The 14,247-nt window shown below is 51.4% G+C and carries 9 protein-coding genes and 5 pseudogenes; 12 read left to right on the forward strand and 2 right to left on the reverse strand.

What is annotated here, in order from left to right; genetic code table 11:
- Positions 1-79: 79 nt before the first annotated feature.
- The 5 genes from AC4OVS_RS09355 to AC4OVS_RS09375 all read left to right on the forward strand — a co-directional run bounded on the left by AC4OVS_RS09355 (position 80) and on the right by AC4OVS_RS09375 (position 8,682).
- Complete coding sequence (locus tag AC4OVS_RS09355; RefSeq protein WP_491922342.1) at positions 80-2,662, forward strand: type VI secretion system Vgr family protein; 2,583 nt, start codon at positions 80-82, stop codon at positions 2,660-2,662.
- A 1-nt stretch (position 2,663) separates the two neighbouring features.
- Positions 2,664-3,170, forward strand: coding sequence for a hypothetical protein (locus AC4OVS_RS09360; RefSeq protein WP_227746611.1), 507 nt, complete (start codon positions 2,664-2,666; stop codon positions 3,168-3,170).
- Between the two features lie 206 nt (positions 3,171-3,376).
- Positions 3,377-3,817 (forward strand): DcrB-related protein, encoded by a 441-nt coding sequence (locus AC4OVS_RS09365; protein ID WP_023300307.1) that lies wholly within the window; start codon positions 3,377-3,379, stop codon positions 3,815-3,817.
- A 3-nt stretch (positions 3,818-3,820) separates the two neighbouring features.
- The gene (locus AC4OVS_RS09370; protein ID WP_491922343.1) at positions 3,821-8,206 is read left to right on the forward strand and encodes an RHS repeat-associated core domain-containing protein; all 4,386 of its coding nucleotides are present in this window, start codon (positions 3,821-3,823) and stop codon (positions 8,204-8,206) included.
- The gene (locus AC4OVS_RS09375) at positions 8,203-8,682 is read left to right on the forward strand and encodes a hypothetical protein (RefSeq protein ID WP_058677893.1); all 480 of its coding nucleotides are present in this window, start codon (positions 8,203-8,205) and stop codon (positions 8,680-8,682) included. The genes AC4OVS_RS09370 and AC4OVS_RS09375 overlap by 4 nt, the downstream gene beginning before the upstream one ends.
- A gap of 426 nt (positions 8,683-9,108) precedes the next feature.
- Here AC4OVS_RS09375 and AC4OVS_RS09380 read toward each other — a convergent pair.
- Positions 9,109-9,357: pseudogene (locus AC4OVS_RS09380) on the reverse strand (DUF933 domain-containing protein); the annotation flags it as partial.
- Here AC4OVS_RS09380 and AC4OVS_RS09385 point away from each other — a divergent pair.
- The 5 genes and pseudogenes from AC4OVS_RS09385 to AC4OVS_RS09405 form a co-directional block, all read left to right on the forward strand.
- Positions 9,356-10,529: pseudogene (locus tag AC4OVS_RS09385) on the forward strand (RHS repeat domain-containing protein); the annotation flags it as partial. The pseudogenes AC4OVS_RS09380 and AC4OVS_RS09385 overlap by 2 nt on opposite strands.
- Before the next feature lie 8 nt (positions 10,530-10,537).
- Positions 10,538-10,981 (forward strand): DUF6386 family protein, encoded by a 444-nt coding sequence (locus tag AC4OVS_RS09390; protein ID WP_058646411.1) that lies wholly within the window; start codon positions 10,538-10,540, stop codon positions 10,979-10,981.
- 132 nt (positions 10,982-11,113) lie between these two features.
- Complete coding sequence (locus tag AC4OVS_RS09395) at positions 11,114-11,341, forward strand: hypothetical protein (RefSeq protein WP_023300301.1); 228 nt, start codon at positions 11,114-11,116, stop codon at positions 11,339-11,341.
- Between the two features lie 296 nt (positions 11,342-11,637).
- Positions 11,638-11,967: a hypothetical protein gene (locus tag AC4OVS_RS09400; RefSeq protein WP_200488062.1), complete on the forward strand. Its 330-nt coding sequence runs from the start codon at positions 11,638-11,640 to the stop codon at positions 11,965-11,967.
- A gap of 100 nt (positions 11,968-12,067) precedes the next feature.
- Positions 12,068-12,408, forward strand: a pseudogene (locus AC4OVS_RS09405) (YciI family protein).
- 59 nt (positions 12,409-12,467) lie between these two features.
- On the opposite strand, the pseudogene AC4OVS_RS09410 reads toward AC4OVS_RS09405, so the two are convergent.
- Positions 12,468-12,623, reverse strand: a pseudogene (locus AC4OVS_RS09410) (hypothetical protein); the annotation flags it as partial.
- Here AC4OVS_RS09410 and AC4OVS_RS09415 point away from each other — a divergent pair.
- Both AC4OVS_RS09415 and AC4OVS_RS09420 read left to right on the forward strand, forming a co-directional pair.
- A pseudogene (locus tag AC4OVS_RS09415) lies at positions 12,607-13,733 on the forward strand (RHS repeat-associated core domain-containing protein); the annotation flags it as partial. The pseudogenes AC4OVS_RS09410 and AC4OVS_RS09415 overlap by 17 nt on opposite strands.
- 11 nt (positions 13,734-13,744) lie before the next feature.
- Entirely contained in the window at positions 13,745-14,227 is a 483-nt protein-coding gene (locus AC4OVS_RS09420) for an SMI1/KNR4 family protein (protein ID WP_063147196.1), read from the forward strand.
- Positions 14,228-14,247 lie beyond the last annotated feature (20 nt).

Raw genomic sequence — 14,247 nt, forward strand, 5'->3', positions numbered from 1 at the left:
CCAACAACCAGAACATTCACGTTTAAAAAAACCTTGCGTTAAAAATACTCTCAGCATAAACCATTACGGAATAAAGATTATGCTCAACCGAATTACCGTTCAGCTCCCGGTTGAGGGGCTGCTTTTCTGGAAACTCTCCGGCCGCGAGGCGATGTCGGAGTCGTTCGCGCTGACGCTGACCCTGCTCGGCACGGATGCGCGCCTTGACCGCAGCAGGCTGCTGGGTCAGCCGGTCACGGTGACCATCCCCACCCAGAACCTGCTTACCCCCCGCTATATCAACGGCAAGGTGACGCGCGTGGCGGTGAGCGCCGTGGAGCTGACGGGCACCCGCTATGCGGTGTACCAGCTGACGGTGGAGCCGGACCTGTGGCCGATGAAGCGCGACCGCAACCTGCGTATCTTCCAGGGCCAGACGGTACCACAGATTGTCAAAACCCTGCTGGGTGAGCATCAGGTTAACCTCGAAGACAAACTCACCGGCAGCTACCGGGTGTGGGACTACTGCGTGCAGTATCAGGAGTCGAGCCTGGACTTCATCAGCCGCCTGATGGAGCTGGAGGGGATTGCGTATCACTTCAGCCACGAGGCGGACAAGCACACCCTGGTACTGACCGACGCCGCGACGCAGCATCAGCCGTTCAGCGGCTATGAGGTCATTCCTTACCATCAGACGCCGTCCGGCGGCAGTACGGATGAAGAGGGCATCAGCCAGTGGGCGCTGGAGGACAGCGTGACGCCGGGGATTTACAGCCTCGACGACTACGACTTCCGCAAGCCGAACGCGTGGCTGTTCCAGGCGCAGCAGAACCCGGCGTCACCGAAACCGGGCAGCATCGACGTGTACGACTGGCCGGGCCGCTTTGTGGAGACAGGCCATGCGGAGTTCTACGCCCGCATTCGTCAGGAGCGCTGGCAGGTGGAGCATCAGCAGATTCAGGCGACGGCCACGGCGGCGGGCATTGCGCCGGGCCACATCTTTACCCTGACCAACGCGCCATTCTTCAGCGATAACGGTGAGTATCTGGTGACGGCGGCCGGGTATCACTTCGAGGAGAACCGCTACGCGAGCGGCGAGGGGGAAACCATTCACCGCACCGATTTCACCGTTATCCCGGCGGCGGTGTCGTACCGTCCGGCGCAGAGCACGGCGTGGCCGCGGACCTACGGCCCGCAGACGGCGAAAGTCGTGGGGCCGCAGGGGGAGAGTATCTGGACGGACAAATATGGCCGGGTGAAGGTGAAGTTCCACTGGGACAGGCTGGCGAAGGGCGATGACACCAGCTCCTGCTGGGTGCGTGTCTCCAGCGCATGGGCGGGCCAGGGCTACGGCGGGGTGCAAATCCCGCGCGTGGGCGATGAGGTGGTGGTGGACTTTATCAACGGTGACCCGGACCGACCGATTATCACCGGCCGCGTGTATAACGAAGCCAGCATGCCGCCGTGGGCGCTGCCGGCTGCGGCAACGCAGATGGGCTTTATGAGCCGCACGAAAGACGGTTCCGTGGACAACGCCAACGCCCTGCGCTTTGAGGACAAGGCGGGCGCAGAGCAGGTGTGGATCCAGGCTGAGCGTAATATGGACACCAGCGTTAAAAATGATGAAACGCACAGCGTCGGGGGCGCACGCAGCCATTACGTGAAGAAAAATGAGCTGCATCGTGTTGAAGCGAACCAGATCCAGGCCGTGAAAGGCGGAACCGAGATCCTCACGGGAAAAGGCAAGCTGGATGCAGCGGTAGAGCAGTATGTCATTGCTTCCGGGACCAAGCTGCGGCTGGTCTCGGGTGAGAGTGCTATTGAGCTTAACGCTAACGGCAAAATTAACCTGATTGGCAAAGAGTTTAACTTTTTCGTGGAAGGGGATGGTTATATCACCACGGGTGGTAAGCTGCATCTGAATACCTCGGGAACCAAGCCGGGCACAACGGCACCGGGATCGGGGCATAAAGGGGATATTGATGCGGCGGTGCAGGAGAAGTTTTCTCCAAATAAAAGTGCTAAGAATCCGGCTCCCGCAGTTTCAGCGCCAGCAGCATCCAGACCAAAACCAACAACAAAATTTGCAGCAGCTCCACCATTAAAAGGGAGTTACATTTATCAAAATAATTCCTACAACTCTGATGTGATGCCCTTCAGTGAAGATGTAGTTAGGGAAATCAATAAGTCACCAACGCTTCAGACACAATTAAAAGATCTAAAAGATAAAGGGTGGGCTATTCAGCCGGGAGCCGCAGGAGGGGGGAGTTACGCTGATACAAATAACAAATTGATTGTCATGGACCCTGAACACATGGAGGATACAGCCACAACTGTGCAAACTCTGGCACATGAGGCAGGGCATGCAACTTATCCTGTTGCGGTAGATTCTTCGAGTAAGGAAAACTTCATCAACAGTCAGCTTATGGATGAAGGTGGAGCAACGCTGAATAACATTAAAATACAACGCGAGATCCTTGCAAACGGCGGTATTGATATTGATATAGCGGGAAGTGCCGAAAACCTAAAAGCATATAATTCTGCATATGATAAAATGGTGAGCGGTGAGTTATCTCGCATTGATGCAGCCAAAGCAATAGGAAAAGTGTATGGTAAAGGCGAAATAGCCTCAGGGACTAATTTAAATTATAATGATTACTATGGAGGATTCTATGGAAAGTAGGATGATTAAAGCTACATTCCTCATTGTTCTTCCACTATTTTCAGCATTTACCTATGCAGGGCATAATAAAATGAATCAAGATTCGTTGTGGCAAATGATCAAAGAAATGAAATCAGTGTGGGGTAAACAAGTTGAGGATGTCAGTAAACTGTTTAACCAACCGCTGATTAATAATACACAGGAGAAAGAAGACCGTTATACTTCAGCTCCCTTTACGTTAACTGATGGCACACGGATCAGCGATGTGGATGTTCGTTTATGGGGAAATGGCGATAACAGCGTATCTTTGGTTTCTTTCGTAATTAATCAACCATGTATTACTCTTGAACAAGTCAAATCTCATTTTCCAGATCTGAAATTGTCTAATATCCCTCGCGGAAACACGCCGGGACAATCAGTTGGATATCGCACTCCTACCGATGAACGCGGGCTGGCATGGGCATTTAGCTTTCCAGTTCTTAATCAGGAATGCCTGAGCAGGGTAGTTATGTCACGCTACGAACATTAAGTTGCGAGGCAACTTTACGGGCTGTGAAAGAAGATAATTATCAAACGGCCAATAATATCGCTGCCCCTAAAGTTTTTTCGGAAAAAAAGAAAGTGCTAACGTTGTAATGATCTTGTCCCTCTGAGTCGCTAAGCAGTAACTAATATTGGCTGTATAAACTTTAGCGCTTTTAATCTTATTTTTCTAATGACATCCCGAGTTCACTTATGAAATACACCCTCCAGGAAGGTTCGTTTTCCCTTTTTCCTGCCGCCTGGCAGGATAACAGCATGAACATCATTCGTGATGACGAGAGCGGATTATCCGTGGTGGTCAGCCGCGGCGTTATCCCGGATGGCAGCAATTACGAACAAGAGTTTCACCGCCAGTGGGATGTGCTGCGTTCTCAGATGGGTGAGATCGCCCAGAGCGAATTTCAGCACGTAAAAGCCGGGCCTGACGGAAAAATTAACGGGCTGGAAGTTGAGACCACCTTTGACCGTAACGGCCAGCGCCTGTGGCAAAAACAGCTTGCCGTGCAGACGCCGGACAAACCGGTACTGATGATTTTTACCCTCTCGGCCTTAAAAGCCTTTACGGAAGAGGACGAGGCGCGCTGGAGCGCACTGAAGCAAAGTCTGACGCTAAACGACAACCGGAATGTGTAAGGCATGAGCGATAACAACGCGGCCCGTAAGGGCGACGAGATTATTCACTCCAGCATTTTTGCTGATATAACCAGCATTGTGGCGGAAGGTGCCGCCTATGCGGTGATTGGCGCGGCGGTCGGGGCAGCAGCTACCGTGGCGGCGCCACTGCTGGGAGCCGGGGCGGCAGCCGCAGGCGTGGCGGCGATCGGATCCAGCTGTCTGCTGAGCGGCATTATTGGGGGTGTCCTGGCGAACGTTGCGGGGATCACCGACGATATCAGCAACACCGCTGAAGGGCTGGGCAACGCGCTTTTCCCGCCGTCGCCTGCGGGTAAGATCACTACCGGTTCCAGCAACGTTCTTACCAATGCGATCCCCGCTGCACGCGCAGCCGGGACCTTGACGCCTGCCGATACTTCTTCCCCTGAGCCGCAGTCTCCGGGCAGCTTTGCCGACTACGCGGGCATGCTGCTTGCCGCTGCCGGACAGTTCGGCAGCGAAATGTGGCAGCCGAGCGTGGCCTCTGCCGCTGCCGGGACCTCGCCGCTGGAAGAAGACAAGGTGGCGTGCGAGAAACACTCCGGGCCGCAGTATCTGGCGGAAGGCTCGAAAAGCGTCTTTATCAACGGGCAGCCCGCGGTGCGTGCAAAAGATCGCACCACCTGCGAAGGCACCGTTTCCGACGACGTCTCCCCGAACGTGATCATCGGCGGCGACACCCTCACGGTTCGCGATATTAAAAGCGGCAAAACGCCGGGCCTGGCGCTGGGGATGATTGCGCTCTCCCTGCTGCGCGGGCGTCCGGGCAAGATCCTGAAAAACATGCCCTGCGCGCTGGCTGCTGCCGGTGGCGGGATGCTGGCCGATATGGCGGTCAACGCCGTGTTCGGCTCCTCGCACCCGGTTCACGCCGCTACCGGCGTGAAGGTGCTGAATGACGACGACGAACTCGATTTCTCGCTGCCGGGGCGCTTTCCGCTACGCTGGCAACGCAGCTACAACAGCCTGACCACCCGCGAAGGGCTGTTTGGTCTGGGCTGGGCTACCACCTTTGACAGCTATCTGACGCTGGAAGAAAACAACGCCACCTGGTTCGATGAAACCGGGCGCGAGCTGAGCTTTGAACTGCCGCCGGTCGACCGCGCGTTTTACAGCATCAGCGAAGGCATTATCATCCGCCGCAATGAGAGCGGCGACGTGGCGATTGCCGACGATGACGGCGCGGTGTGGCGTCTGTATAAACCGACCCGCGCTAACCCAGCCATCCTGCGCCTGGCCTCCCTCAGCGACGAGTACGGCAACGCGTTGCTGACGGCGTGGGATGAACACGGGCGGCTGGTCGGTCTGCACGATGAGCCGCGGGCGATCGACGTCACTCTGCGTTATGAAAATGAACGTTTCCCGCAGCGCGTTACCTCGGCGAGCCATTTCGACGGCAACCAGACATGGCCGCTGATGCAGTGGGGGTACGACGTGTGCGGCCAGCTGGCCAGCGCAACGGATGCCTCCGGCGTGGTAACCCGTGAATACCGTTATAACGATGATGGCCTGATGGTCTGGCACCGTCTGCCGGGCGGTCTGGAGAGTGAATACCGCTGGCAAAAATTCGACCACTGGCGCGTGGTGGAAAACCGCACCAGCACCGGCGACGGCTGTCGCTTTAGCTATGATCTAGCCGCCGGGCTGACGACCGTCGATCACTACGACGGTCAGACGCGAAAGCATTACTGGAACGCGCAAAACCTGATTGTTCGCTACGTTGACGAGCGCGGTGAGAACTGGCGCTACGAGTGGGATGACAACGAACTCCTCACGCGCCGCATCGATCCGCTCGGTAATGCCGTTACCTTCGTCTATGACGACATGGGTAACCGGGTGCAGGAGATCGACGCCGACGGCAATACCCGCACCACCACCTGGCTGGAGCACCGTGCGCTTCCGGCCTCCATCATCGAAGCCGACGGTAGCGCCACCCGTTTCCTGTATGACGAACATCACGGGCTGAAGTGCGTGGTGGATCCGATGGGGCAGACCACGCTGCTTCGTCGGGACGAGTTTGGTCAGGTCGTGGAAGAAGTTGATGCCGCCGGCAACAGCCGCTACCAGGAGTACAACGAGGCCGGGCAGATGGTGCGTGTTACGGACTGTTCGGGCCGTGTGACACAATACCGTTATCATCCGCTGGGCTGGCTGGTGGCTGAGATAAGCGCCGACGGCGAAGAGACGCGTTACCGCTACGACGCCGCAGGGCGTCCGGTGCAGCTCGATCGCCCAGAAGGCTGGACGGAATCTCTCAAATGGAACGAACGTGGCCTGCCGGTGAAGCATGCGGGCGCCGACGGGAAAGAGAGCGAGTTCAGATACGACGAGGCAGGGCGCTTAACCGCCACCCGTAATACGCAGGGTGAAGAGGTGCGTCGCCGCTGGGACAGCCGCGGGCGTCTGATTGCCCTGGAAAACGAAAACGGCGAAGCGTACCAGTTCCGCTGGGGTGCGGACTCGCTGCTGCTGGAAGAGGTAGGGCTCGATGGCGTGGCCTCGCAGTATCGCTACGATGCCTGCGGGCGTACGATAGCGCGCACCTTTGCCGCCGGACATCCGGAGGCCATTACCCATGCCTTTGCCTGGAGCGCGAGCGGCCAACTGGTCGCCCGCACCACGCCGGAAGGGCAGACCCGCTACCACTACACCCCGTCCGGCCTTCTGAGCCGGATTGGGCTGCATCCTACGCTTTCAGCCGATGCCTGGAGCGCCGAAGCCGAGCAGGAGCTTGTGTTTGAGTATGACGCGCTTGGACGCGTCACGCGCGAAACGGGCGAACACGGAGAGCTGGCGTGGGAGTATGACGCCCTCGGTAACCGCACCTCCGTCACGCTGCCCGATGGCCGGGAGCTGAAACAATTCTACTACGGCAGCGGGCATTTGCTCAGCATTGCCCTTGATAAGCTGTCGGTCTCCGACTTTACCCGCGACGAACTCCATCGTGAAACCAGCCGTACGCAGGGGCTGCTGACCACCCGCAGCGAATACGACCGTCTTGGCCGACTGCATCGCCGGGACGTTTTTACCGGCAATGCCCAGCGCCCGTCGCCGCGCCGCTGGTCCCGCCGCTGGGATTACGACTATCGCAATAATCTTGTCCGCGAAGAGCGGGACGATAACCCGTTCAGCTGGTACCGCTGGCAGTACGACAGCGCAGGGCGCCTGCTCGTTCAGGACGGCACGCTGCCTGGTCAGGAGCAGTGGCGCTGGGATGCGGCCGGTAACCCGCTTGAGGGGGCTGCTGAGAAAGTCAAGCACAACCGTCTGACGCAGCTCAACGGCATTCGCTGGCGTTATGACATCCATGGCCGCACCGTGGAGAAGGATAATGGCCAGACCCGCTGGCACTACCGCTACGACGGCGAGCACCGCCTGACGGAGGTCATCAGCCAGCCACGGGACCGCAACAGACCGCAGACGGAGGTCAGCTTCCGCTACGATCCGCTCGGGCGACGCATCAGCAAAACGCGCCGCCAGATGCTGGGCGGCCAGCCAACCGGCAAGCCGGTCACCACCCGGTTTGTCTGGGAAGGGTTCCGGCTGTTGCAGGAAGTGCACGGGGATGAGCCGCTGACCTACGTCTACAGCGATCAGGACAGCTACGATCCGCTGGCACGTATTGACGGCGTTGATGCCCCGGAGATCTTCTGGTTCCACTGTCAGCCCAACGGCACACCGGAGCGGATGACGGATATCGAAGGGCAGGTGCGCTGGGAAGGGGTGAACAGCGCCTGGGGCAAGCTGCTGCGGGAAAGCGAGACGCAGGTATCAGGATATTCCCAGAACCTGCGTATGCAGGGGCAATACCTGGATCGCGAGACAGGGCTGCACTACAATCTGTTCCGGTATTACGACCCGGACTGCGGACGGTTTACGCAGCAGGACCCGATAGGGCTGGCGGGGGGGATAAACCTTTACCAGTATGCGCCAAATGCGCTGGGGTGGTTGGATCCGTGGGGGTTGAGCCGTAAATGTAAGGATCCATCTAAAGAAGCTACGAAATGGCAAGGTCAAGGTGATTACAAAGGTATAGATGTCTACAAAAATAGGAAACTGAAAAAAGGCACGATTTTGTATGCATTATATCCGAACGGTGATACTCCTCCATCATATGCGGTGACTTATCCAACCGTTAGGCAAAACAAAGGAAATGCTATAGGCTACCATGAAGCGCTTCAGGTTAAAATTGATCCTCATCGTACATTAAGAACGCAAGTAAGAGCTTATTATGTCAGCGAGGATATTGATGTCGCATATGGAAGAGCATTGGCTAATAACATTTATGGCCGAGGGGGAGGGATGCAATTCTTTATCCCTGAGGAATTTAGAAATCTACTGATACCGGGGAAGGTTATAAGCATATGATTGATTTTGAAATTAACATCGCAGATGGCAAAGTTAAGTTAGATAATAAATATCTTTTCATACAACGGGAGGATACGTTTATAGTTTCTGAACTTTACAAATATCTTGAATCAAAAAATAAAATGCAAAGATTAATTCCTTATCATTATACCGTTAATACCGTTCTTTGGTTTGATAAGAAATTTGAGCTTATAATACGCCCATTATGCTTTAGCAATTTTCCATTTATGGTGCAATTAATTTATAAAGAGGGTGAGTATTATCAGGCAATAAGTGATTGGAATAAAGTTTCTAACATTGATATGTTAAACAAAGAAGTTAATTTCTTATATCGTTGGGTAGCAGAGGAATATGATCTTGGCGAACCAGATGCAAAAGAAAAACATAGTGTAACATGGCGTTTGGAATGGGGTGATATTACTGTCTGCTATGACATTAAATCATTTAATTGCGGTATCTATATAACATGGAATTAACTATCAAATAAGTATCGCATGTTGACTGTTTTTGATCTTTTCTTTTTTAATAATCGATACGCATAAACATATCAATGGTGTACCACGTCCACAGGTGGTCGATTCAGTGTAGTTAATGAGGGGTAAATAATTGCACACGTTCCTCTAGATCTCATTCTTAATGAAATCCGTGTAGCTGATTCCACAGATTGGAGCCTTCGAAAATAAAATGCCCCAGTATGAATTAGGATTTATACTACGGATTATTACTTGATAAAAAGCCCAGCGCAAGCATTCGCTGGAACTATGACATCTTCTGTTAAACTGTGTAGAGCTCTAACGAGCGTGCCCGCTGCACTGTTGCAACTTTTCAAGTGCATATCTTGAATAAATTAATGGTGGAACATTACAGCTGCTAGGGATAGGACGCAATTACCCTATGATTTAGTCGGTGTGGATCTTACCGGCCGCCTGAGGCGCAGTCGCACCGACAGGGATGGTCCATGCACGCACTTCTTTTACGCCAGCAGTGAAGTAGATTTGCAGATTCAGCAGCTCATAGCCCGCGCGGATCACGCGGTTCAGGCCCGGCTCTTCCAGACCCGGCTCGGCCATTAAATCTTCACGATCGGTGTCGTTCATTTCAGCGATATCGGATTCAACCGCGGCGCAAACCGCCACCACTACAGAATCTTCACCGCTCGAAGATTTTGCTGAGAAGATCCCGCACAACCGCCTGTCGCAGCTCAACGGCATTCGCTGGCGTTATGACATCCATGGCCGCACCGTGGAGAAGGATAACGGCCAGACCCGCTGGCACTACCGCTACGACGGCGAGCACCGCCTGACGGAGGTCATCAGCCAGCCGCGGGACCGCAACAGACCGCCTGACGGAGGTCAGCTTCCGCTACGATCCGCTCGGGCGACGCATCAGCAAAACGCGCCGCCAGATGCTGGGCGGCCAGCCAACCGGCAAGCCGGTCACCACCCGGTTTGTCTGGGAAGGGTTCCGGCTGTTGCAGGAAGTGCACGGGGATGTGCCGCTGACCTACGTCTACAGCGATCAGGACAGCTACGATCCGCTGGCGCGTATTGACGGCGTTGATGCCCCGGAAATCTTCTGGTTCCACTGTCAGCCCAACGGCACGCCGGAGCGGATGACGGATAGCGAAGGGCAGGTGCGCTGGGAAGGGGTGAACAGCGCCTGGGGCAAACTGCTGCGGGAAAGCGAGACGCAGGTATCAGGATATTCCCAGAACCTGCGTATGCAGGGGCAATACCTGGATCGCGAGACAGGGCTGCACTACAATCTGTTCCGGTATTACGACCCGGACTGCGTACGGTTTACGCAGCAGGACCCGATAGGGCTGGCGGGAGGGATAAATCTTTACCAGTATGCGCCAAATGCGCTGGTATGGGTGGATCCGTGGGGGTTGAGTAGGTGTTCTGGAGGTACCCGCTTAACTGTTAATAAACCGAAGATTTTAAGCAGCACAAAGCTGTCATCAACTGAGAGAAAATTCCTCGAAAGACAGTTTATGAAAAAAATGAATGCCTTAAACCGAGCGGCTCAAAGAGGAGAGTTAGTTTGGTCTCCTGGCACCCATGAGGTTAGGATTTCATCTTTGCAAAGTTCTTACAGGCAGGCTGTTTCTGCACGCTTTGAAAAAATGTTTTGTTCAGCACCTGATCTAAGTAAATTAAACGCTGATCATCCTGTTGATTTAATTGTTGGAGGTTCGCCTACACAAAGATTACAAATGCTGAATGAAACTATTAATAAAAGTGTCGGTAGTTCTTTGAAAAATGCAGGCAGAAAGGCGGGGCTTCAGCCCGGAGATACCATCAGTGAAATAATATTTCAATAGGGGGTAAAATGAATAAATCTATTAATATACAGACGGATACTGCCACATTAGTAATTTATGATTTGATGTCATTAAAGCATAGGATTAATGATGATGCAGATTGGTGGAGTCTTCCAGAAGATGAAGTTGAAGAAATAAATAAAGGGAATGTATTATTTCTCAATGTTGGAGATGATGGTAACTATAAAGTTGATATTAAAAGTGAAATTGGTGAATATGCCGGATCGTTATTTTTAAACGTACCTACTGGAAAGGTTTTCATAGGGGCGGGAGAGGATGTCACTGGCGGAGATCTGGAGCCAGATGATTCAGATGCTATTTCAGGCGAGTTTATTACTTTAGAACCAGGTAGTTACGAGGTTAAATATAAAAAGCATGGTTCAGATGTGCTAATTTCCTTTACAAAAGCAACGTTTACTGAAAACTCATTAGAAGAGGGTGTTTATCTCTGAATAAAAATCCACGCCCTGGCGTAGATTTTTTCATCCAAAAAAATGTTAAAATGAAGAACCATAGATCAGCGACAAAAAGGCACTTCTAGTTATACTTGTGACTTTTTACATAAAATCAGTAAGGTAATCAAAATGTATTTTTTAGAAAGAAAAGATGCAGAAAAAATGCTCTTTGAATTTTTAAAGAGAACTTTAATAAAAGAATCAGATATTGATGAGTTAATGAGCATGGCAACTAAACATGATTCCGGCCCTCCGATGAAAGGTATAATGTATAAGTATGACAAAATGGAGAGAAATGAACTCACCGCACAAGATTTAGATGATCTTAGTACATTGATGCATTTTTATGGCCCGTGATTAAGCATATCAATCCTTTTCTTTTAAAATATTATAATTCCAGAGCCTGGAAAGCTATCAACAACCAAATAGATGATATTTTTATTATTTCTCAGATAAGATATTCAAATCAAAACTAAATTTAAAGTTGTTATTCTTAATGATAAAAACCTGAAGCCTCATTGGAATCTTGAGGCCGTTTTAAAGAGTAAAGTCAGCATCAATATCAAAAACTTTCAACATCATCCATGTATAAAAATAATTTTTTATTGAGAGCGAATATGATCGCTGACTTCAGGTTTATCTGAGAAAGCAACGTGCTAGAATGGATTTTCTGTTCAAAAATTATTAGACTAAACATACCTCGCTTAGATGCCGCAAAGGTCGATCCTGTACGCCAATTAGTCTTTGCGATAAGCGAACCAGAACCATTACCAACCGTTTTGAAAATCTTCAATGCTGAGGGCCAAGAGCTATTACTTTCTGCACCACCTGAAAACGCTTATTTCTATTACTTAACATTTAATTTGTCGAAGGAAGTCATTGTTGTCTGTAGTTTCGCAATTCACCAAAATGGCTGGTATGACTGGTTTTATACCTATGATATGAAGCTTAACACGCTGTCTCGGTCAGGCCCTGCGTGTTGAGATCGAAAGCGCCCCAAAATATTAACAATAACTAGTGGCAAAAGAGGGTTGCATAAGCAGTTCTAACAAGTGGCTGATAAACTGTGCTGAGAAGCAAAGGATGAGCACTGTTTACTTTGTCATATTTACCTATATAAAACCAGTCAAAGAGATTGACGCAGCGATACCTGCTCATGTGGAATGGCTAGAAAAGGGGAATTCAGAGCGGATCTTTCAGGCGTCCGGCATACTGATACTGTGAATCGGAGGTGTCAGTCTCGCTAAGTGCTAGTGTCAGGCCTTACTTGGAGAGCATCTACGCGAGAAGTCTTTACAGACTTTAAAGTTTGAGACTCTGAAATCATTACTTTTGTACCCAGCTTGAAGACAGTTCTCTTAGACAATAACTTTTACCCTGCAATAAAAAATCCACCCCTAAGCGTGGATTTTTCCCGTTCATAAAAATTAAACGTAAACAAGAAGTTCATCACATCGCCATCTTCAACAATGTAATCTTTTCCTTATGCACGCATCTTGCCTCCTTCTTTCGCGCCTGGCCCTTCCTGACCCAGCTCGGCTATAAACTCTTCACGGTCGGCATCGTCCAGTTCAGCATTATCGGATTCAACCGTGGCGCAAACTACTACCACTAACGAACCTTCACCGCTTGAAGGTTCTGCTGAGAAGCTCACGCAAAACCGTCTGACGCAGCTCAACGGCATTCGCTGGCGCTATGACGTCCACGGACGCACCGTGGAGAAAGATAACGGCCAGACCCGCTGGCACTACCGCTACGACGGCGAGCACCGCCTGACGGAGGTCATCAGCCAGCCGCGGGACCGCAACAGACCGCAGACGGAGGTCAGCTTCCGATACGATCCACTGGGCCGCCGCATCAGCAATACGCACCGCCAGATGCCTGACGGCCTGCCAACCGGTAAGCTGGTCGCCACGCGGTTTGTCCGGGAACGGTTACGGCTGTTACAGGAAATGTGCGGGGATGTGCTGTTGACCTACGTCTACAGCGATCAGGACAGCTACGACCCGCTGGCGCGTATTGACGGCGTTGATGCCCCGGAAATCTTCTGGTTCCACTGTCAGCCCAACGGCACGCCGGAGCGGATGACGGATAGCGAAGGGCAGGTGCGCTGGGAAGGGGTGAACAACGCTGGGGCAAACTGCTGCGGGAAAGCGAGACGCAGGTATCTGGGTATTCCCAGAATCTGCGGATGCAGGGGCAATACCTGGATCGTGAGACAGGGCTGCACTACAATCTGTTCCGGTATTACGACCCGGACTGCGGACGGTTTACGCAGCAGGACCAGATAGGGCTGGCGGGGGGGATAAAACTATACCAGTATGCGCCGAATGCGCTGGGGTGGGTGGATCCGTGGGGGTTGGCATTAAAGGGAGTCGACTTTACAGGAAGCCCAGATCTTTTCCCAATCAATGGAACGAAACAGAATATTGTATCTATTACAATGCAAGGAACTCGAGATAGAGATTTCACCAAGGCATTCAAGGCAGCCGGTATTTCTAAAAACGAAGCAATCGGATATACATGGCACCATGTCGATGATTTTGACCCAGCCACAGGAAGGACAACAATGCAACTAGTAAAAACTTCTGCGCATGAAGCTACTTTCCCCCACAAAGGCTCAGTTTCACAATTCGAGAAATATTTTGGGGTAAAATATGGATCCCAAGAAGCTATTGCTGTTTCACATTCTAAAGGCTGGTTGAAGGGGTGTGTTCCGAAAAAATTGCGTGCAAACTGTCACCATTGAGGTATAAATCTATGAATCATTTCAGTAACTGTGAAAAAAAGATTGAACGTGCAGATATTGCTAAAATCGAAGAGAAATTATCTATTACCCTTCCGGATGATTTTGTTTCACATTATCTGCATTTTAATGGTGGCACTCCTGAGAAAAGTTGGTGGGACTGTGATGAAGATTTTGAGCCAGTAGAGGTGGCAGGGTTTAAACCGTTTGTTTATAATGCTCAGACAAATGATGATCCTAGATCTTTAATTGACGGCTGCTATATCAGCATGTTGGCTCGGGAAGTCATTCCTAATAACTTGCTTCCTTTCGCAAATGATTGGGGAGGGAACTTCTTTTGTCTGAATTTAGATAATTATTCAATCGTATATTTTGCTACAGATTCTTTTGATGAGGATTTGACTATGCAAGAAAATCACACAAAACTTCAAAGATATCTAACAAATTCATTTTCTAAATTTGTTAATGGATTGGTAACAGAAGAAGATCTTTCCTAAGAAGCCATTAAATGTAAGCG

Source organism: Enterobacter sp. 4974935 (assembly GCF_058661735.1).